At 42.6% G+C, this 21,320-nt stretch carries 18 protein-coding genes, 1 rRNA gene and 1 riboswitch; of the genes, 14 read left to right on the forward strand and 5 right to left on the reverse strand.

Going from position 1 to position 21,320, the window contains the following annotated elements:
* From rrf to purD, 13 genes are all read left to right on the forward strand, one after another.
* Nucleotides 1-91, forward strand: a 5S ribosomal RNA gene (rrf, locus tag ACFQ38_RS00005); the annotation flags it as partial.
* 784 nt (nucleotides 92-875) lie between these two features.
* Entirely contained in the window at nucleotides 876-1,397 is a 522-nt protein-coding gene (locus ACFQ38_RS00010) for a DUF2179 domain-containing protein (RefSeq protein ID WP_381479518.1), read from the forward strand.
* A complete protein-coding gene (locus ACFQ38_RS00015; RefSeq protein WP_381479363.1) occupies nucleotides 1,394-1,588 on the forward strand; it encodes an NETI motif-containing protein in 195 nt (64 codons plus the stop codon). The genes ACFQ38_RS00010 and ACFQ38_RS00015 overlap by 4 nt, the downstream gene beginning before the upstream one ends.
* Nucleotides 1,589-1,664: 76 nt before the next feature.
* Nucleotides 1,665-1,765: riboswitch (purine riboswitch) on the forward strand.
* A gap of 127 nt (nucleotides 1,766-1,892) precedes the next feature.
* Nucleotides 1,893-2,381, forward strand: coding sequence for a 5-(carboxyamino)imidazole ribonucleotide mutase (purE, locus tag ACFQ38_RS00020; RefSeq protein WP_336822187.1), 489 nt, complete (start codon nucleotides 1,893-1,895; stop codon nucleotides 2,379-2,381).
* A complete protein-coding gene (purK, locus tag ACFQ38_RS00025; RefSeq protein ID WP_381479365.1) occupies nucleotides 2,378-3,499 on the forward strand; it encodes a 5-(carboxyamino)imidazole ribonucleotide synthase in 1,122 nt (373 codons plus the stop codon). Before purE ends, purK begins: the two co-directional genes overlap by 4 nt.
* Nucleotides 3,500-3,554: 55 nt before the next feature.
* Nucleotides 3,555-3,809, forward strand: a complete 255-nt coding sequence (purS, locus tag ACFQ38_RS00030) for a phosphoribosylformylglycinamidine synthase subunit PurS (protein WP_336822189.1) — start codon at nucleotides 3,555-3,557, stop codon at nucleotides 3,807-3,809.
* Complete coding sequence (purQ, locus tag ACFQ38_RS00035) at nucleotides 3,806-4,492, forward strand: phosphoribosylformylglycinamidine synthase subunit PurQ (protein WP_336822190.1); 687 nt, start codon at nucleotides 3,806-3,808, stop codon at nucleotides 4,490-4,492. Before purS ends, purQ begins: the two co-directional genes overlap by 4 nt.
* On the forward strand, nucleotides 4,476-6,707 hold the full coding sequence (gene purL / locus ACFQ38_RS00040; RefSeq protein ID WP_381479367.1) for a phosphoribosylformylglycinamidine synthase subunit PurL: 2,232 nt from the start codon (nucleotides 4,476-4,478) through the stop codon (nucleotides 6,705-6,707). Before purQ ends, purL begins: the two co-directional genes overlap by 17 nt.
* Nucleotides 6,683-8,110: an amidophosphoribosyltransferase gene (gene purF / locus ACFQ38_RS00045; RefSeq protein ID WP_336822192.1), complete on the forward strand. Its 1,428-nt coding sequence runs from the start codon at nucleotides 6,683-6,685 to the stop codon at nucleotides 8,108-8,110. Before purL ends, purF begins: the two co-directional genes overlap by 25 nt.
* 11 nt (nucleotides 8,111-8,121) lie before the next feature.
* Entirely contained in the window at nucleotides 8,122-9,180 is a 1,059-nt protein-coding gene (gene purM / locus ACFQ38_RS00050; RefSeq protein WP_381479370.1) for a phosphoribosylformylglycinamidine cyclo-ligase, read from the forward strand.
* Nucleotides 9,180-9,776 (forward strand): phosphoribosylglycinamide formyltransferase, encoded by a 597-nt coding sequence (purN, locus tag ACFQ38_RS00055; RefSeq protein ID WP_381479372.1) that lies wholly within the window; start codon nucleotides 9,180-9,182, stop codon nucleotides 9,774-9,776. Before purM ends, purN begins: the two co-directional genes overlap by 1 nt.
* A 23-nt stretch (nucleotides 9,777-9,799) precedes the next feature.
* Entirely contained in the window at nucleotides 9,800-11,335 is a 1,536-nt protein-coding gene (gene purH / locus ACFQ38_RS00060) for a bifunctional phosphoribosylaminoimidazolecarboxamide formyltransferase/IMP cyclohydrolase (protein ID WP_381479374.1), read from the forward strand.
* A 24-nt stretch (nucleotides 11,336-11,359) separates the two neighbouring features.
* Entirely contained in the window at nucleotides 11,360-12,619 is a 1,260-nt protein-coding gene (purD, locus tag ACFQ38_RS00065) for a phosphoribosylamine--glycine ligase (protein WP_381479376.1), read from the forward strand.
* 273 nt (nucleotides 12,620-12,892) lie between these two features.
* On the opposite strand, the gene ACFQ38_RS00070 is transcribed toward purD, so the two are convergent.
* The 5 genes from ACFQ38_RS00070 to ACFQ38_RS00090 all read right to left on the reverse strand — a co-directional run bounded on the left by ACFQ38_RS00070 (nucleotide 12,893) and on the right by ACFQ38_RS00090 (nucleotide 19,222).
* On the reverse strand, nucleotides 12,893-14,014 hold the full coding sequence (locus tag ACFQ38_RS00070; RefSeq protein ID WP_381479378.1) for a Ger(x)C family spore germination protein: 1,122 nt from the start codon (nucleotides 14,012-14,014) through the stop codon (nucleotides 12,893-12,895).
* Entirely contained in the window at nucleotides 13,993-15,114 is a 1,122-nt protein-coding gene (locus ACFQ38_RS00075; protein ID WP_381479380.1) for a GerAB/ArcD/ProY family transporter, read from the reverse strand. Before ACFQ38_RS00075 ends, ACFQ38_RS00070 begins: the two co-directional genes overlap by 22 nt.
* Nucleotides 15,111-16,463: a spore germination protein gene (locus tag ACFQ38_RS00080; protein ID WP_381479382.1), complete on the reverse strand. Its 1,353-nt coding sequence runs from the start codon at nucleotides 16,461-16,463 to the stop codon at nucleotides 15,111-15,113. Before ACFQ38_RS00080 ends, ACFQ38_RS00075 begins: the two co-directional genes overlap by 4 nt.
* A 596-nt stretch (nucleotides 16,464-17,059) precedes the next feature.
* Entirely contained in the window at nucleotides 17,060-17,752 is a 693-nt protein-coding gene (locus tag ACFQ38_RS00085; protein WP_381479384.1) for a class I SAM-dependent methyltransferase, read from the reverse strand.
* Between the two features lie 297 nt (nucleotides 17,753-18,049).
* Nucleotides 18,050-19,222: an MDR family MFS transporter gene (locus ACFQ38_RS00090; RefSeq protein WP_381479386.1), complete on the reverse strand. Its 1,173-nt coding sequence runs from the start codon at nucleotides 19,220-19,222 to the stop codon at nucleotides 18,050-18,052.
* 376 nt (nucleotides 19,223-19,598) lie between these two features.
* Here ACFQ38_RS00090 and ACFQ38_RS00095 point away from each other — a divergent pair, with 376 nt between their 5' ends.
* On the forward strand, nucleotides 19,599-21,317 hold the full coding sequence (locus tag ACFQ38_RS00095; protein WP_381479388.1) for an adenine deaminase C-terminal domain-containing protein: 1,719 nt from the start codon (nucleotides 19,599-19,601) through the stop codon (nucleotides 21,315-21,317).
* Nucleotides 21,318-21,320 lie beyond the last annotated feature (3 nt).

Here is a 21,320-nt window from a genome sequence, read left to right on the forward strand (position 1 = left end):
CACCCGTTCCCATCCCGAACACGGAAGTTAAGCTCTTCAGCGCTGATGGTAGTGGGGGGCTTCCCCCTGTGAGAGTAAGACGTCGCCAGGCAAAGGCCATTCCCTACGGGGGATGGTTTTTTTGTGTTCAAAATTCACTTTCCAAATATTGCTGACTTCCAAGTACTCCTTTACCGATCTCCTAATTTTCCGGATGGCAGTGTTGTTGATCAAATTTAATTAATAAAGAAAAACATTATCATGAAAGTATTTCGAATGCTTACACGGAGGAGGGATGCCATAGTTATGCCCTTCGTACGTTAAGATACATTTTATACTGTGTTGCTATGAAGTTGTAAATGATGTGAGCTAAATATTGTCATATTATATTGCTCACTATTTTTAGTATGATGTCTGCGGCACAAATGCTGTATTGTGGGATAGATATGCTTAATAGTCAGCGCTGTTCATTTATGTCTAATAGAATGAACCATTTTGTAGCAATTAATAGTGAGTAAATAATATTATGCGTTTCTGTACCTATTTATGCGCTGTAATTTTGAAATAAGGGTTTTTGTATCCATTTATGCGCTGGAATTTTGAAATAAGGGTTTTTGTATCCATTTATGCGCTGTAATTTTGAAATAAGGGTTTTTGTATCCATTTATGCGCTGGAATTTTGAAATATGCGTTTCTGTTCATTTATACGCTGGATGGAACTTTGTCTAATGCGTTTCGGTAGCAATTTATCCACGTGAGAGTTGTTTATGGGGTATTTTAATACTTTGGTATAAAATGGAATCAGTAAGTCGTAGAAATGATAAAAACACGCATATCTCATGTGGGCGAGGGTAGAGATTGTATAAGAAGCCTAATAGGAGGCGTGTAAATTGAAGATGTTTTTCATTATATTCATCATTAATATTGTATACGTATCGCTTTTTACGGTTCGCATGATCCTTACTTTGAAAGGATATCGCTACATAGCCGCGTTTGTCAGTATGGTTGAAGTTGTCATATATATTGTAGGGTTAGGGCTTGTTTTGGATAATTTGAATGAAATCCAAAATATTATCGCTTATGCATTGGGATTTGGGTTAGGAATTATTATCGGAACGAAGATAGAAGAGAAGTTGGCGCTTGGATATATTACGGTGAGTGTTATTACTGCAGTTGAAGATAAGGAAATGCCGAAGATTTTAAGAGAAAAAGGTTTTGGTGTGACAGATTGGTCTGCAAATGGGCTTCATGGGAAACGATCAGCGATGCAGATTTTGACTCCTCGGAAAGACGAATGGAAGTTGTATGATACAATTAAGGAAATTGATCCGAAAGCATTTGTCGTATCGCATGAACCGAAAACAATTCATGGCGGCTTTTGGGTGAAAACTGTGAGGAAAGGGAAACTGTTCAAATGAGTCAAAAGAAGAAAACGGTTTGGTTTGAAGTGCAGGAAAATGAAACAATAGAAGATTGCTTGAATCGAATGAAAGAAGAAGGATATACGCCGATGGGACGCAAAGAGGAGCCTTTATTTCAGCAAGTGGATGGCGAATACGTTCCAGTCCGGCAATTGATTAAGTTTAAAGGAGTTTTATTAGATAGTTAAATATACGAACGATTTTTGTATGTGTATTTCACATTGTTCGTATTTTTATTGACGTCATGTAATTCTATTGTTAGAATGTAAGAAGAAAAGAAGCCCACATATATGTTAGGGAATTGGCCCTAACGTCTCTACCAAGACACCGTAAATGTCTGGACTATGCGGGAAAGCGAATTTTAGGATGGCGCCAATCGTTTCGAGAACGATGTTTTTGGCGTAATGTCATAATCCTTGAATGAACTGCTTTCCATGTATATGGAGAATAGTTCATTCAAGGATTTTTTTATTGAAAAGGAGCGGATTACCGGTGGAACTAAAAGTCGGTGTCATTATGGGAAGTACGAGCGATTGGGAAACGATGAGGCATGCTTGTGAAGTATTGGATGAATTGCAAGTGCCATATGAGAAGAAGGTTGTTTCGGCACATAGAACGCCTGATTTAATGTTTGCGTATGCGGAACAGGCGAGTGAGAGAGGCATTGAAGTAATCATTGCAGGAGCAGGTGGAGCAGCGCATTTGCCAGGGATGGTCGCTTCAAAAACGCTATTGCCTGTGATCGGCGTACCTGTTCAATCGAAAGCATTAAATGGCATGGATTCTTTGTTGTCTATCGTGCAAATGCCGGGCGGCGTTCCTGTGGCAACGATGGCGATTGGGAAAGCAGGGGCAGTGAATGCGGGGTTGTTGGCAGCACGTTTTTTAGCTGTGCAGGATCATGCATTGCAAGATCGGCTTGAACAACGGAGAGTGCAAATGAGTGAAGCTTCTATGAAAAGCAGTGGTGATTTGCAATGAAAACAATTTTGCCTGGGCAAACGATCGGAATTATCGGCGGCGGACAGCTTGGCAGGATGATGGCACTTGCTGCGAAAGAAGCGGGGTTGAAGATTGCCGTTTTGGATCCAGTGATGGATTCTCCATGCGGACAGGTGGCGGATATTCGCATCGTTGCTCAATACGATGACGAAGCTGCTTTGGAAGAATTGGGTGAGGTAAGCGATGTCATTACGTATGAATTTGAAAATATCGACTATGAAGGTTTGAAAAGAGTAACGGAAATTGCCTATGTTCCTCAAGGAGCTGAACTTGTCCGAATAACGCAGAACCGTATTCGTGAGAAAGCAGAAATCAATGCTTCGGGCGTGCCGGTTGCCAACTATGTTGCGGCGGAAACATTTGATGAGTTGAAAAACAAAATTGGCGAAGTCGGGTTTCCGTGCATTGTAAAAACAGCATTTGGCGGATATGACGGCAAGGGGCAGATGAAAATCGACTCTGAAAATGAACTGAATAAGGCAGAATCCTTATTTGACCATTCTGCATGCATTGCGGAGGCATTTGTACCTTTTGAAAAAGAGATTTCGGTTATTATTCAGCGGAATCCTTCAGGTCAGTCTTACTGCTTGCCAGTCGCAGAAAACATCCATAAAGACCATATTTTACATGAGTCAATCGTTCCGGCTCGGGTTGGTCGAAATGTATTGGAGGCCGCAGAGGGGGCTGCAAAGAAAATTGCGGATCATCTTAACTTAGTCGGGACATTGGCTGTTGAAATGTTTGTAATGAAAGACGGCTCGATTGTCATCAATGAATTGGCGCCGCGTCCTCATAATTCAGGTCACTACTCAATTGAGGCTTGTAATGTTTCCCAATTTCAGCAGCACATCCGTGCAATTTGCGGCTGGCCGCTTAGGAAGCCGAAATTATGGTCTCCTGCAGTGATGGTTAATGTTTTAGGGGAGCATGTTGCGCCGTTAAAGAAAGTGATCACGAACAAGGCAGATTGGTCCGTCCATCTTTATGGAAAGGCGGAAGCGAAAGAAAAAAGAAAAATGGGCCACGTCACGATTTTAGGAGATCAACTTGATAGCGTATTAGAAGAAATTGATTCTATCGGTGTGTGGACGAAGTAACAACTTAAAGCACTGCAATATACTTTATAAATTCCATTTCAGGGGGCAAACGGATATGACAAAAGTAAATGTATATGTAACATTGCGTGAAAGTGTAGTAGATCCACAAGGGATTGCAACAAAGGATGCTTTGAACACATTGGGTTTTGATGAAGTGGAAAACGTAAGGATCGGCAAAATGATCCAGTTGAATATTGCAGGCGATCAACATGAAATTGAATCACGTGTAACAGAAATGTGTGACAAGCTGCTTGTGAATAAAGTAATTGAAAATTACCACTTTGAAATTGAGGAGGCTGCCGGGAAATGAAAATTGCCATTTTAAGTTTTCCTGGTTCGAGCTGTGATGTTGATTTATTGCAAGCGGTGAACAGAGTGGCAGGTGGAACAGCAGAAATCGTTTGGCATCATGATGCGGTGCTGAAAGATTTTGATGCGGTTCTCATTCCAACTGGTGCATCTTATGGCGATTATTTGCGTCCGGGCGCGCTTGCGCAAAGTTCAAGAGCGATTGAAGAGTTAAAGGGATTTGCACAGAACGGAAAAACGGTATTAGGAGTAGGAAATGGTTTTCAAATTTTAGTGGAAGCAGGTTTATTGCCGGGCGCATTTTTGAAAAACAAAAGCTTGAAGTTCAGAAGCGGGAAAACGGAGGTAATCGTTGAAAATGCTTCTACTATATTCACTTCAGAATACGAGATGGGGCAGCAAATTACATTGCCTTTCGCGCATGCATATGGCAATTATTTCGTAGATTTGCAAACTGTCCAAGAGTTGAAGAGAAATCATCGGATCGTGTTTTCATATGTAGATAGCAATACAAATGGCAGTACGGAATCAATTGCGGGCGTGTTAAATGAACGAGGCAATGTGCTTGGCATGATGCCTTTGCCCGAACGCGCGGTGGAAGAAATGATCGGTGGTATAGATGGTTTGCCTTTATTCCAATCAATTTTGAAAAGCGGGAGTGAATCGAATGTCAGTCATGCATGAACCTACAGCACAGCAGATCAAAGATGAGAAATTGTATCGCCAAATGGGTATGACGGATGAAGAGTTCAACCGTGCAGTAGATATGTTGGGCAGGCTGCCGAACTATACAGAAACCGGGCTATTTTCGGCAATGTGGTCTGAGCATTGTTCTTATAAAAGCTCGAAACCTGTGCTGCGCAAATTCCCTACGGAAGGCGAACGCGTTTTGCAAGGGCCTGGGGAAGGCGCCGGGATTGTTGATATTGGGGACAATATGGCTGCCGTATTTAAATTGGAATCGCATAATTCACCTTCTGCAATCGAGCCGTTCATCGGAGCTGCAACAGGAGCAGGCGGCATTATCCGGGATGTATTTTCCATGGGGGCTCGACCAGTCGCATTAGTCAATTCGATGCGCTTTGGAGATCTGTCTGAAGAGAGGGACCGTTATTTATTTGAAGAGGCGGTAGCTGGAATTGCGAGCTATGGCAATGTGATCGGGATTCCTACAATTGCAGGCGAAGTCCAATTCGATCAATGCTATTCGAAGAGGCCACTAGTCAATGCGATGGCGGTTGGCTTATTACGTCACGAAGATATTCAAAAAGGCGTTGCTTCGGGCGTTGGCAATACGGTGATGTATGTCGGGGCAAAAACGGGCCGTGATGGCATTCACGGTGCGACGATGTCTTCTTCGGAAGTAGCTGTCGATAAAGAGGAAGAATTGCCAGTCATGCAGGCGGGCGACCCATATCTCGAAAAGCTGCTAATGGAAGCTTGTCTCGAATTGGTGAAGTCAGATGCGCTTGTCGGCATTCAGGACATGGGCGCAGCGGGGTTAACATCCTCATCTGCTGAAATGGCATCGAAAGCTAACTTTGGCTTGGAAATGAATTTGGATCTTGTTCCGCAGCGTGAAGAGGGTATGACAGCGTACGAAATGATGTTGTCTGAATCTCAGGAACGTATGCTAGTCGTTGTGAAACGAGGCCGCGAGCAAGAGATCATTGATTTATTCACAAAATATGGTCTTGCAGCCGTTGCGATTGGGAAAGTGACGGATGATAAGATGCTCCGTTTATTCCATAAAGGTGAAATGGTAGCGGAAGTTTCAGCTGATGCATTGGCTGAAGATGCTCCGGTGTATTATAAAAAGTCAGAAGAACCGGCTTATTTCAAAGAATTTCAAGCGATTGAGAATGAAGAACCGTCTGTCAACGATTTGAAAGAGACATTAATGGACTTGTTGAAACGCCCGACAATTGCTTCGAAGGAATGGGTCTACAATCAATTCGATTCGCAAGCACGTTCCAATACGGTCGTTGCACCGGGTTCATCTGCAGGCATCATACGTATAAGCGGTACAAATAAAGGGCTAGCGATGACGGCAGATTGCAATTCGAGATATATCTACCTGGATCCGGAGACGGGTGGGAAAATTGCGGTTGCAGAAGCGGCACGCAACCTGGTTTGCTCTGGTGCAGAGCCGATTGCCGCAACGGATTGCTTGAATTTTGGAAGTCCTGACAAGCCGGAAGTATTTTGGCAAATTGAGAAGTCTGCGGACGGCATATCGGAAGCTTGCCGCATGTTAAATTCTCCAATTATCGGTGGAAATGTATCGATGTCTAATGAAGTAAACGGTGTTCCAGTTTACCCAACACCAACGATTGGCTTGGTCGGCATCGTCCATGATTTGTCTCACGTGACGACAACGTCATTCAAGCAAGCTGGAGATATCATTTACTTAATTGGCGAAACAGCTACTGAATTCGGCGGAAGTGAATTGCAGCAAATGATCGAAGGTCGAATTTTCGGCAAGGCGCCTGCGATTGACTTGGAAGTTGAGGTCGATAGACAGAAGTCATTGCTCCTTTCCATACAGAAAGGCTTAATCGCTTCTGCAACAGATCTTTCTGAAGGAGGGCTATCGACAGCGCTTTGTGAAAAAGCTTTCGGTGCAGAAGGCTTAGGAGCAAAAGTACGTATAACTGGTTCTGCTGTTACTGCATTATTTAGCGAAACGCAATCAAGGTTCTTAGTTACTGTCAAAGAAGAGCACGCAGAAGCATTTGAGGACATTACGAAAGATGCAGTGAAAATTGGAATTGTTACGAATGATCATCGGATTATTTTTGAAGGTGATGATGAATCCGTGTTAATTGACGGAACGGTGGAAGAGTTCCGTTCTGCTTGGAAAGGAGCTATTCCATGCTTGCTGAATTGCGAGGCTTAAACGAAGAATGCGGTGTGTTCGGCATTTGGGGGCATGATGAAGCCGCGCAAATTAGCTATTATGGTTTGCATGCCCTACAACATCGCGGTCAAGAGGGTGCAGGGATAGCGACGAAAAATGGAAAAGGCATGCATGTCCTTAAAGGAGAAGGGCTTGTCAACGAAGTGTTTTCCGGAGACGCGTTAAAAGGGTTGACCGGTCATACTGCAATTGGTCAAGTGCGCTATACGACAGAGGCGGGGCGTGGGATAGAAAACGTCCAGCCACTCGTCTTTCGCTCAACGACGGGCAGCATGGCAATTGCACATAATGGCAATTTAATCAATGCAAAAGAACTGAAGGAAAGCTTGGAGCAGCAAGGAAGCATTTTTCAGACGACATCTGATACGGAAGTGTTGGCGCATTTAATTAAGCGAAGCAGCCGTGGCTCGTTGACACAACGGGATCGTGTGAAGAAAGCTTTGTCAATGTTGAAAGGTGCGTTCGCTTTTGTCGTATTGACTGAAGAAGGATTGATGGTTGCACAGGATCCGAATGGATTGCGCCCTCTCTCCCTCGGTAAATTAGGGGATGCGTATGTCGTCTCCTCTGAAACTTGCGCGTTCGATCTTATTGGAGCAGAGACGATCCGGTCCATTGAACCTGGAGAACTGTTGACAATCAATAACAGCGGGCTGCACTCAGAACGTTTTGCACAACCGGGCGAGCGGGCGATCTGCTCTATGGAATACGTCTATTTCTCCCGTCCAGACTCGGATATTGATGGACTGAATATTCATATGGCGAGAAAACGTTGTGGAAAGCAGTTGGCGAGAGAGATAAAAATCGATGCAGATGTCGTAACCGGTGTGCCCGATTCAAGCATATCTGCAGCGATCGGTTTCTCGGAGGAAAGCGGCATTCCGTATGAATTAGGGTTGATTAAAAATAGATATGTCGGCAGAACATTCATTCAGCCGACACAGGCGATGCGTGAGAGAGGCGTGAAGATGAAGCTATCCCCGGTGCACCAAGTCGTCGAAGGAAAAAGAGTTGTCATGGTGGACGATTCAATTGTACGCGGTACGACTTCCAAAAGAATTGTTAAAATGCTGAAAGATGCAGGGGCGACGGAAGTGCATGTCGTGATCGCAGCACCTCCTTTAGTGAGTCCTTGTTTTTACGGGGTGGATATAAGCACGGATTCTGAACTAATTGCGACAGGCAGATCTGTTGATGAAGTGCGAGAATTGATCGGGGCTGATTCACTCACATTTCTTTCTGTTGAAGGGATGCTGCAAGCGATTGGACGGCCGGCAGAAATGAAAAATTGCGGTCAATGTCTGGCGTGTTTTACTGGAGAGTATCCAACTGAAATTTACGCGGACACCGTGTTGCCGCATGAAAAAGAACTTGGTCGATAGGAGGCCTAGACATGTCGAAAGCTTATGAGAAAGCGGGAGTCAATATAGAGGCTGGCTATGCGTCTGTAGAGCGGATGAAATCACATGTAGCAAGAACGGCACGTAAAGGAGTGGCGGGGGCCTTTGGCGGATTCGGAGGCATGTTCGATCTTTCGAGCCTGCATTACAAAGAGCCTGTCCTCATTTCAGGAACAGATGGAGTCGGCACGAAGTTGAAATTGGCATTCATGGCGGATCAGCACGATACGATTGGCGTCGACTGTGTTGCGATGTGTGTCAATGATATTGTGGCGCAAGGTGCAGAACCGTTATATTTCTTAGACTATATTGCACTCGGCAAGGCAGTTCCCGAGAAAGTCGAATCAATTGTGAAAGGAATTGCGGATGGTTGCGTACAGGCAGGCGCTGCATTGATTGGCGGGGAAACTGCAGAAATGCCAGGACTGTATGATGTCAACGAATATGACCTTGCAGGATTTGCTGTTGGAGCATGTGAAAAAAGTAAGGTGATCACTGGCGAGAAAACGGTCAATGGTGATGTGTTAATTGGGATTGCTTCAAGTGGCATTCATTCCAATGGATACTCTTTAGTCCGAAAAATTATTTTGGAAGATGCGGGTTATGGGATTGATGATGTGATTGAAGGATTTGAATCGATAGGAACAGTTGGGGAAGTGTTGTTGACGCCAACAAAAATTTATGCGAAGCCTGCTATGCAAATACATGAAGAGCTGAATGTCCATTCGATGGGCCATATTACTGGCGGTGGATTTTACGAAAATTTGCCAAGGATGTTGCCTGAAGGTGTAGGCGTTGAAATCGAATTGCATACATGGCCAGTTTTACCGGTGTTTCACATGTTAAAAGCAATAGGCGAGTTGGCGGACAAAGACTTGTACAGCGTTTTCAATATGGGGATCGGCTTTGTGATCGCATTGCCAGCTGCTGAAGCGGATCGTGCTATACAGATTGTAGAAGAGCATGGAGAGAAAGCATATAAAATCGGTAAGGTCGTTAATGGTGCTGGTGTTCGGTTTGTCGGTGAGCATGATGGGAGCTTGCAGGAGTAATGGGAAAAACGAAGATTGCTGTCTTTGCGTCAGGAAGTGGAAGTAATTTTGAAGCAATTGCACAGGCGTGTCGCAGTGGTGAATTACTCGCTGAAATCGTTGTCGTCATTACAGATCGGCCAGCTGCTTACGTAATTGAGCGTGCGAAAAAGATGAATATCCCTGTTGCCGCATACGAGGCAAAGGCGTTTCGTTCGAAGGAAGCGTTTGAAAAAGCGATAGTCGAGCGTTTAGCAGATGATGGTGTTGAATGGCTTGTTTTGGCAGGATATATGCGATTAATTGGACCGACTTTATTGAACGCATTCCCGTCACGTATTGTGAACATTCACCCATCACTGTTACCGGCATTTCCAGGAAAAGACGCGATTGGCCAAGCAATTGCACACGGCGTGAAAGTGACAGGTGTTACAGTTCACTTAGTGGATGAAGGAATGGATACAGGTCCAATCTTAGCGCAGCAAGCGGTAGCTGTAGTTCATAATGATTTGGAGAAAACAGCACAATCAATACATGAAGTGGAGCATGTTTTGTACAAAGAAACATTACAGCAGTTGTTTAAACCAATTTACACAACGTCAGAGAGTCAAAAGTGAAATGGATATCGGAGGGTTTATTCGTGAAAAAACGTGCATTGTTAAGCGTGTCGGATAAAAATGGGCTTTTGCCGTTCGCACAAGAACTCGAATCATTAGGATATGAAATTTTGTCGACCGGCGGAACGATGAAGCATTTGAAGGAGAATGGGGTCGCTGTTACAGCTGTTGACGAAGTGACAGGCTTTCCTGAGATTATGGAAGGCAGGGTGAAAACATTGAACCCGATGATTCACGGCGGGCTTCTTGCTAAGCAGGATGACCCTGTCCATAAAGCGCAAATGGAAGAGCACGGAATCCAGCCGATTGATATCGTCTGTGTGAACTTATATCCGTTTAAAGAAACAATCTCTAAGCGTGATGTTTCAGAAGAGGAAGCGATTGAAAATATCGACATCGGTGGCCCGGCAATGCTACGTGCCTCTGCCAAAAATTATAACTATGTGACGGTTATTGTAGATGCTACAGATTACGGCTATGTTTTAGGCGAATTAAAAACAGAAGGCCAAACTTCTATAGAGACACGTCGTAAACTTGCAGCAAAGGTGTTTCGTCATACTGCGGCGTATGATGCGTTCGTGTCAGGCTATTTAACGGATTTGGCTGGAGAAGAATTCCCTGAACAGCTGACATTTACATACGAACTGAAACAGCCGTTGCGTTATGGGGAAAACCCTCACCAGCATGCTGCATTTTACAGTCGGCCGCTCAGTTCAGATTTCTCGATTGCCTATGCGGAACAATTGCACGGCAAAGAGCTATCTTACAACAACATTCAAGATGCCAATGCAGCAATCCAAATTGTAAAGGAATTCGAAAAACCAGCAGCAGTTGCTGTGAAACATATGAATCCTTGTGGCGTTGGCATTGGCGAAACGTTGAAGGAAGCATTCGACAAAGTTCATGAAGCAGATCCAGTTTCCATTTTCGGCGGCATTATCGCTTTAAATCGCGAAGTAGATGAAGCAACAGCGGAAAAGCTATCCGAAATTTTCCTGGAAATTATTATTGCTCCCGCGTTTACAGAACAAGCAATGGAGTTGTTGACGAAAAAGAAAAACATTCGTCTATTAACGATTCCTTTCGATCAGCATAAAAAGGATAAATGGAATGTCGTTTCTGTTGAAGGCGGTTTGCTCATTCAAGAGCCGGACACTTACGGATACAAAGATGCAGATATTCGTGTTGTTACAGAACGTCAACCTACAGAACAAGAGTGGGAAGCTTTGAAGTTAGGATGGGCTGTCGTGAAACACGTTAAATCTAACGCGATTGCAGTAACGGACAGTCAAATGACGTTAGGAGTCGGTGCAGGTCAGATGAACCGTGTCGGTGCTGCACGTATAGCTTTATCACAAGCAGGAGAACGTGCAAAGGGAGCAGCGCTGTCTTCGGATGCGTTTTTCCCGATGGATGACACAGTGGAAGCAGCCCATCAGGCAGGCATTACAGCGATTATTCAACCAGGTGGCTCTGTGAAAGATGAGGCTTCTATAAAAAAAGCAAATGAATACGGAATTGCCATGGTATTTACAGGCGTCCGCCATTTCAAACATTGAGGTTTTTAGGGGAAGGAGATCGAAATGAAAATACTTGTCATCGGCAGCGGCGGCCGTGAGCATGCAATCGCCCGGCAATTCAAAAACTCGGCATCCGTAACGAAAGTGTTTGTTGCACCTGGCAATGATGGTATGAGAGAGGATGCGGAATGTGTCTCAATTGAAGCTTCGGATTTTGAAAGGCTTGCCAATTTTGCGGTCGAACAATCAATAGACCTAACATTTGTTGGGCCTGAACAGCCGCTATCAGATGGTATAGTTGATTATTTTTCTGAACGAGGCTTGCGAATTTTTGGCCCTACGAAAGCAGCTGCTCGTATAGAAGGCAGCAAGGCATTTGCCAAAGATTTGATGAAAAAATATAGCATCCCGACTGCAGCCTATGGCACGTTCACTGATGCAGAAGAGGCGAAGGCATTTATACGAACGCAAGGTGCACCGATCGTCGTCAAGGCAGACGGATTGGCTGCAGGCAAAGGCGTCGTTGTCGCAATGACGGTAGATGAGGCGCTTAATGCAGTTGATGAACTGATTGGCAATGAAAGATTCGGACAGTCTTCATCCCGCGTTGTCATTGAAGAATTTCTTGATGGGGAAGAATTCTCTTATATGTCGTTCGTCCATGATGGACAAATATATCCTATGGTCATCGCGCAAGATCATAAGCGGGCTTTTGACGGGGATAAAGGGCCAAATACGGGCGGAATGGGCGCCTATTCGCCGGTCCCTCAAATTTCCGATGAAGTTGTGCAGAAGGCTTATGACACAGTCGTTGTCCCAACTGTCCGTGCAATGGAAGCGGAAGGTGCACCGTTCACAGGAATCCTTTACGCCGGGCTTATTTTAACCGAAGATGGACCGAAAGTGATTGAATTCAATGCACGCTTCGGTGACCCTGAAACACAAGTTGTTTTGCCACGTATGGCATCTGATTTTGGTGAATTCATGATGGCGCTCATGGATAAAAAACCATATGAATTGAAGTGGCATGATGAAGCGATAGTCGGCGTTGTCATCGCTTCAGACGGCTACCCGGGGAATGGGGAGAAAGGTACGCAATTGCCTGATCTTACGCTTATCGATGATCTTGAGATCTTCCATGCAGGAACAAAACTTATAGATGTCTCGGCTCAGCGATATGTTGGCAATGGCGGTCGTATACTGCTATGTTCAGCAAAGGCTGAAACATTGCAAGAAGCGCAAAAAATCGTTTATAGCAAATTGAATAGTATGCAATGGAATGGATTTTTCTATCGGACGGATATCGGTTGGCGAACGCTATAATCGGAAAATTGACCAGACAAAACTGTAGGAATGGTTTCCAAATGTTGAAAAATGCTTGCAAATTTTTTAACTCTACTGGAAAGGGAGACAGAAGGACTTATAAGCCTTGGTCTGCCTTTCACTTGGCAAGCGTTGTAAGTAAAGCGCAGAAACATTTATCTAATAGCAGTAAACTTTAAAATAATGAGGATGGAACAATTTTAGTATTGCCTTTTTCAATGGTCTGTCCTATCCTCTTTTGAGACTACACGAACCAAAGTGTAGTCTCTTTCATTATTCAATCGCTCCTGTACTTTTCAAATCAACTTTCAATGTAACATTAAATTCTATTTCTGGATAAATTCGATCCCATTCTTCGATCATGCCTTCATATGACAATCTTGTCGCACGATAGCGCAAACCGAATCCGAATGGATCAACGTCATTTTCCTGCAATTTAGTTAACAATTCTATTACTTTCTTTTTCATCTCAATGGCGGAAATTTCATCGTATTTTTTTAAATGTTTTAAGCTTAAACGCTTATTGGACTCTCCGATGACACCGAATTTCGTTATAGTCATATCAATACGTGGGGGGACACCTTCGTCGAGGATAATATTATATTTCATTTTCACTGTGTCGATGTTCAATATTAGGATCAAACCATCCTCTTTTATTTTATAACTAAAGCCTTTTGCTTTGTTCATAAGTGAGTTGAAATATTTTGTTTCAACCGAGTTCAATTCAACCGGTTGTGTATTACGTTTAAGGATGATCGATTTATGGATTACGAATTCGGTACCATTTTCATCAATTTCGACTATGGGCAATATCGTATCTTTCCCTTTACCGAGAACTTCACGCCTGAATTCGAACAGAAATGTCGTAATCACGAAAGGACTCTCTGTTCCTGTATTATCAAAGTAGTTAGACAAAGCAATCGATGTTGGTGTTTCAGCTACCGGTTCAAAAGTTATTATTTCTTCAGCAGTGGATTCGGCGACGGCAACGTAAGAAATCAACTGAATATCTCCTCGCCGTGTGAAAAAATCCATAAACGTATCTAAATCTTGAGAAAGCAAGTCCTTATTTAACATAATAATTCTGTTATGGGCAAAATCCACTACTTTGTCGATATGTGTTACCATCGATCGTATAGCTTCCGCCACTGACTCGGAATCATGCGACAAATACACATATGTTGGTTCAGTGGCTTCTTTAACGTTGCCGACAGGCTTGGCTAATTTCAATGTCACCTTAAAACCGTTTTCTATCTTTTCAGAGGGATCTATGCCAATTCCAACTACAAACATCCTTTTGTCGATATCTTTAAACGCACATCCTGTTAGTAAAAGCAAGGAAATAATAATTGAAATAGAAATAAAAGACTTTATTATTTTTGGCTTTTTGGACATTTTGTTGCTGCCCCTCTCCTCTTAGCTAACAGCAGACTGCCGAAAAGTAGAAAAAGTATAATTGGCAATAAGATATCATCAAATAATGCGGCGGACCGAAAAAGATCATTTATTGTAATTCTTCTTGTCAAAATGAATGCGATAATCCAAAAGATAGAGATGAAAATTGGAAAAGTTAAATTAACCGATCTAACTTTGAATCGATTAAAATGAATGACGCTCGACAGTAAGTGAATGGACACATGCCAATTTATTGTTATGTTAATGACACCTAAGGCCAAAAAAGCACCGACGAAAAAAAAGACGATTCTTTCAACAATTCCAAACTTCATACGCATAGAGTCACTTGTCGTTATCCATGGGAACACTACATTCTCAAGAGAGTCAAAGCCTCCAAAGCCGAGTGGCAGGAAATAGGTTGTAAGCAAGATGTATGTGCAAATAAATGATAACAGCACCATGCTTTTACCTGAAGGTTTTTTCAGTTTCGCAAAACAACGATTGAAAATGACTAAGTTAGCCGCCCCTAAAACGATGAAAAGCGATGTGGAAAAAGACGTGTAATTTGGCAAATGGTTAATATGCATGATGGCAACACGTATATAATCCCAGTCTAGGTTCGGACTAAAATAGCCTTTAATTTGAACGAAAAGAATAAATGGGACGACGATTAGAAGAATGATTTCAGACATATATAATATGTTTCGGGAAGCCATGAAAATACCAAACGTAGTGACAAGAACAAAAGCTAAAATAATTGTGTAAATCGACATTTCAGGCGTCAAGAAACGAAAGATGATTGCCACGTATATAATAAGGATTGAGAGTCCTACAAAATACCATGTTAATGAGAAAAGAAGAAGCAGGGGTGTTGCAATCCATTTTGGTGTATTCTTCTTCAATATTTCAGGCAATCCTTGCTCCGGGAAAAAACTGAATAACCTGACGAGATAATAGGTCAGCACCATCCCGATAATTAGGGCAGGAATGAGTGCAGCCACTGAACCCGTTTTATTTCCAGCTATTAGGAATCTTGGGGTAATGGCAACCATATTCGTGAGCATATTAATCAAAATTAAATAATATAGGAAACGGCTCATCTATTGTCCATCCTTAATTCCTCATTTTTATTCATCCATGGAATTCGTAAATAAGGGACGCCAAAGCTTTCTTTATTTGCTAAAATCATAACGATACCGATTAATCCAATTAATAACCCGACCATCCCAAATAATGTAGTGTAAATAAGCAGGGCGAGCCTAATAATTCGCATTGCAAAACTCATCTCGTTTATTGGAATGATAAATGTGGAAATTGCAACCGCAGATATAACGATAATCATGATCGTTGAGGTAAGAGCAGCCTCTGTTGCCGCTGTTCCTAAAATTAGCCCGCCAACAGTAGTTGCTGTGGCACTAACGGCTTTTGGCAATCGCATACTTGCCTCGGTTAATAATTCCATGAAAAATAGCATAAAAAGAACCTCGATAAAGGACGGGTAAGGTACACCGATCCTTCCTCCAGCGACGGTGAGTGCAAGCTCGATTCTTAGAATGTCAGGATTATAAGAGGTCATGGCAACATATAAACTGGGAAGAAAAATACAAATAAACATCCCGATATATCTTAATAAAATGGTGAAGCTTGTTATACCGAAGACGTGATAATTATCTTCCATTGAAGACATGAAATCGAAAAAAATGGCAGGTGCAATAATGACATTTGGGCTTCCATCAATTGCAATGATGACCTTGCCTCCGTTTAAATTGTAAACAATTCGATCAGGTCGCTCTGTGATCAATGTTGAAGGAAAGAGATTCCTTTTTCCATTATTGATGAGGTGTTGGAGATCACCAGCAGATTGGAATAAAGGGGCGTCAATCTCTTTAATTCGATCTCTCACTCTTTTCACGATGTCTGGGTCAGCTCGATCGTTATCATATAGCAAAGTTACTGCTCTGTTTGTTTGATCAGCCGGGATAATGTCTTCAATTTTTAAAGAAGATTTATGGTAACGCTGCCGAATTAAGTTAATAGTTACTTCAAGATTTTCACTTAATGCTAACTGAGGTCCATGGATAGTAGGTTCCAACATCGTGTCTTGCACATCACTATTTTGTACGAGACGAAGATCCAGTAAAAACATGTTCTCTTCAATTACGATCAATATATATCCAGCGCTTAACATTAAAAGCAATTTATTTTTATAGGGCATATCATATTGATTTGGCAAGGATTGTATATAGGATGTAAAGCTTTCCTCTGAGGACATTTCAAAAAATGGTCTAATAACTGTTTGCTGAAGTTTATCCCCATCGACAACTGATTTCAAATAGAAGAGGAAGGCAAATTGACCTTTAATTTGCAGCTGTGTTTGAACAAGATCATCCGAATGTACAAAATCTTTCTTTAATTCATCGAATAAAGGAGGGGCTTTTTTCTCAGTCATTTGCAACTCTCCCTTCATAAGAAATTTTAAAAATAGTTGCCCATAGCGTTCCCGAATTAAATGTAAAAGATACATGAATAATGTATCCCAGACTGTAGACAAAGTATCATTTTACTTTGTCTGCAGTCTTTTTAAGGTTTTTAGTCATGGAATAAGCGTTTGCCCAGCTTGGCTTGAAAACGCTTGTCACGTGGAAGGCAGTCTAAGTTCGCGACGTCCGCAGTGCCTTAATTTCCGCAAAGGGCGCGTAAATACGGCAAATCGAACCCTTCGCCGTTCGATTGACTGCATGACCTGCATCGTGCAGGCCCGCGCGAAGTCGAGCGAAGACCCGAATAGAACTATAGGTTCATGAGGGGACGAGCGAAGGAAAGGCAACCTATTTATGCTGTCGTAAAGGTGCCTTAATTTCTGCAAAGGTCGCAGAAATACGGCAAATCGAACCCTTCGCTGTTCGATTCGCAGTATGCGAGCGTTTGTCAACAAGCTGAGATACATGAATAATGTATCCGAAGCATTGTTTATGAATTGATCGAATCAACGCACGGACACATTCAATAGAAAAGCTCCCTACTAAATTTAGCAGGGAGCAATCATTATTCAGCGAAACAAATCCATGCGCCGAACATATTCGTTTGGAAAAACTGTGTAATACGGTGAAATCCCGTTTCCTTCAAAAGTGCCTCAATCTCATTTGCGGGCAAAAATGAAAGAGAGCGAACGCTACTTTCCATTTCTTCTACTTCCGCCTCCGTTAACTTTGTCGAGTCAATCCAATACGCTTTCCAAAGATTGAACAAATCTTGAAACGAGGCATCGTTTTCATCTCCATACATCGAAGCCAACACAAATGGAGCTCCTGTAGGCAAAGATGCTCTAATCTTTTTCAGCAAATCGATTTTCTCACTCTGCTCGGAAATGAAATGGAGGACTAATAAACAAGTCGCACCATCGTATTTGTTTTCTGCTGTCAGGTCGGAAACAGTTCCTCCAATAAATTCTGTGCGCTCAGTAATGCCTAAACGTTCAGCTTTCGATTTTGCAATGCTCAGCATCGCTTCAGAAGGATCTACAATCGTGAACCTCCACTCTAAGTGATTGGCACTGAATGCCGTTAATTCATTGCCTCCGCCACCGCCTACTACTAATAACCTATCATGGTCGGACAAGTGGTTTTGCAAAAAAGCCTTTGTTAAACGGAAAAGACCATCGTATGTCGGCAACGTACGCCGCACGCCTTTGTCGTATTCGGTAGCCATTTCTTCATTAAACGTTAAATCTTCACTCATATCATCACTCCTTTTTGCTTCATGTTTATGCCATATACATTTTGTCTACAGTCCTTTTGAGGTTTGTAGTCATAAGATAGGTGTTTGCCTATCTTAGCTTGAAAACGCTTGCCAAGGAAGGCAACCTCAGAACGCCACGTCCTAGGGGTGCCGTAATTTCTGCTAAGAGCGCAATACGGCCAATCGAACCCTTCGCTGCTCGATTCGCAGTATGTGAGCGTTTGTCAACAAGCTGTTTGACGCTATAAAGCTTTATAAATGTAGTAGAGAAAACTGTGTTAGCAATTTTAAATGAAATTACGACTGTTCTGGCATATGGCTTCTTTCTTTCGCTTTCCGAGTCCAACCTTGCAGAAGATGAATGCAAAATGCAGAAGAAATGCCTAACGCAGCGCTAATTCCCCAATTGATATTTGGCATATGCTCATACATCCAGCCGCCTGCCCCTTGACTAATTCCACCGCCAACAGCCATCGCCATTAATGCAACCCCAAAATAGCTAGCGGAAAATTGTGGTGGGGCTATTTCTGCGGTATATTCATACGAAGTCGGTTCTACCAGCATGATACCGATCGCAAACATACAAAAGCCTGTCCAGAATAAAAGGACATTCGTAGAGCTTCCTAACAATAGAATTCCCATTCCCATAATCGTCATCCCTATTTTAATGACCGTTAACCGCTGAAAGCGTTTTGACCATTTTTGCAAAGGATACTGTAGAAACACAACAATGACGCCATATACAATAAATAAACTGGAGATGAATGCCGTGTTATTGAATACATTGACAGCATAGAGAGGAATCGTCAAATAGAGCTGCATGAACATGAACCAAAATCCCGTCATGCTAATCGTAAAGAAGATAAACAGACGATCCGATTTTACTTTATCCCATGAGTCTGCCAAGGATTGCTTCGGAACTTGGACTCTTTCATTCGGCAAATAAAGAAATGTGATGATCCCACTTATAATAAAAATTCCGCCGCATACGAAAGACGCATAGAAAAAGTCGAATTGCAATAAGATGCCGCCCATGATTCCTGCAAAAATAATCCCCGAATGACGAACTATTTTATCCAAGGCGAAAATCTCACCTCTTTTAGCAGGGGGAGCAAAAATGGAAAATGCCGCTTTACTAGTCGGTTCAAACAATGAACCGCCGATTGCAGTTGTAATAGCTGCGATGATTAGCTCAAGCGGGGTTCTGCAAAAAGCGAATAAGACAAAGCCGACTCCGCGCAAAATCATGCCAACACTAATCATAATCCGATAATCAAATCGATCTGCTAATATGCCCGATAAAAAAGACGTTCCTTGCTGCACCAACTGCCGAAGCATTAGGACAACCCCGGCAATTCCGGCAGAAAGTGATAGATTTCCTGTAATATGAGCAGATAAAAAAGGAATAAAAGCAAAAAAACTTACATTCATTAGAAATGAGTTTATTAATAATAGCCGCACAGCCTTCATTTATGTCCCACCTTTTGTGAAATAACAATCATGTTAATTGCATTTGTTATTATTTCGATTAACTCTTTCTACTTCAGAGGCCATCTAGTAAATAGGAATGTTTTGCACTCCAATATTGTATACTATATCTTCTATCTTTTCTTTCATTTTTTCTAAAAGTAGTGTGTATGCCCTAACGTACGATCTTTTGCCTTACTAAGAGCATGAGAAATCTTCCTTTGGCGAATCAAATTGTAAACGATTAACTTTTAGGTATAGGAGATAAATCGTATTGTTTTCATAGAAGTTTTGCACTACCTTTCAGCCGGACGCTATGCTACGATAAAATTATGAACAACAAGGGGATTCGATTATCGTAGCAAAGGAGTTTGGACAGATGTGGGACCAACAAGAGATTGCAAATCAAATAGAGATACTGAATGCCAAGCAAGCACCCGATTTAATTATTACAAATGCGACATATCTTCATTCGATTTATAAAAAATGGGTGGAAGGAAACATTTGGGTTTCAGGAGATCGGATTGTATATGCTGGCAGCAGGATGCCTGCAACAACAGAAGGAGCGGAAATTGTTAATGCGGAAAATAAGAAAATTGTACCTGGCTACATAGAACCGCATGTTCATCCATTCCAATTGTACAATCCAGAAACGTTCGCTGAATATGCTGGAAGAGTAGGAACGACAACGTTTTTATCGGACAACTTGACGTTCTTTATTAACCTTGGAAATGAAAAGGCTTTCAAGATTATCGATCAGTTAAACGAGTTGCCGTTTTCATTTTATTGGTGGGCAAGATTTGATTCGCAAACGGTGTTGCGGGAAGAAAAAGAGCTTTTTAACTTGGAATCGATTGCTGAATGGCTGAAACGTGAAGACGTTTTAATGGGAGGGGAATTAACGGGTTGGCCACGGCTATTGAATGGTGATGTTGACATGATGAACGCTCTCATGGCTGCGAAGAAAGCAGGAAAGAAAATCGAAGGACATTTTCCGGGAGCATCCGAACGGACTTTGGCACGGATGAAGCTCATTGGCGCGGATGGAGATCACGAAGCGATGACAGTAGATGAAGTAGAGGCTCGTCTGCTTCAAGGGTATGCAGTGACGCTTCGCTACTCATCTATCCGTCCGGATTTACCTGACTTGCTGAAAGGGATCGTTGATAAGGAATTAAACGTATTCGACCATCTAATGATGACAACAGATGGCTCTACGCCTTCATTTCATACAGATGGTGTGATGGACAAATGCATTCGCGCTGCAATTGAAGCAGGAGTCGATCCGATCGATGCTTATTTGATGGCATCTTATAACGTTGCCCGGTATTACGGTATAGATGATCGACACGGGATGATTGCAACGGGGCGTTTTGCAACGTTTAATTTCATTGAGAATGAGATGAATCCGGTTCCGACTGACGTGCTTTCAAAAGGAAAGTGGCTATTGCGGGACAAGCAGCCAATTAAACCGTTCCAAGCTGTTGACTGGTCGATCATTCCTGCTTTCGAGTTGAACTTTGATTTGGATAAAAAGGATTTTGACTTCCAATATTCTGTTGGCATAAAAATGGTCAATGACGTTATTACAAAACCGTATGAAGTGACGATCGACCGGTCAGCGGAAACTTTATCGGAGGACCATGACGAGTGTTATCTCATGCTCATAGACCGCAATGGGAAATGGCGCGTCAACACATTCATTAAGGGATTCGCAAACCGTATACAAGGATTTGCTTCCTCTTATTCGAATACAGGCGATATCATTCTCCTTGGTAAAGATCGAAAAGAAATGCTTCATGCGTTCAATGAAATGAAACGGATGTCCGGCGGAATGGTTCTTACTGAAAATGGCCGTGTAGTTGAAGCTCTTTCTTTACCGATTGGCGGCGGTCTATCCGAAGAGAAAGTAGATGTGCTGATCGATCAGGAGCGCGCGTTGAAGAAGGCATTGAAAGACCGCGGATATGGGCATGGAGATGCCGTTTACACATTCCTTTTCCTGCAGTCAACCCATTTGCCATACGTACGAGTGTCGCAATCGGGATTGTATCAAGTCATGAAAAATGAGTGGATCATACCGGCTAACGAAAGATAAGGG

Source organism: Sporosarcina contaminans, from assembly GCF_042679045.1.
Taxonomy (GTDB): Bacteria; Bacillota; Bacilli; order Bacillales_A; family Planococcaceae; genus Sporosarcina; species Sporosarcina contaminans.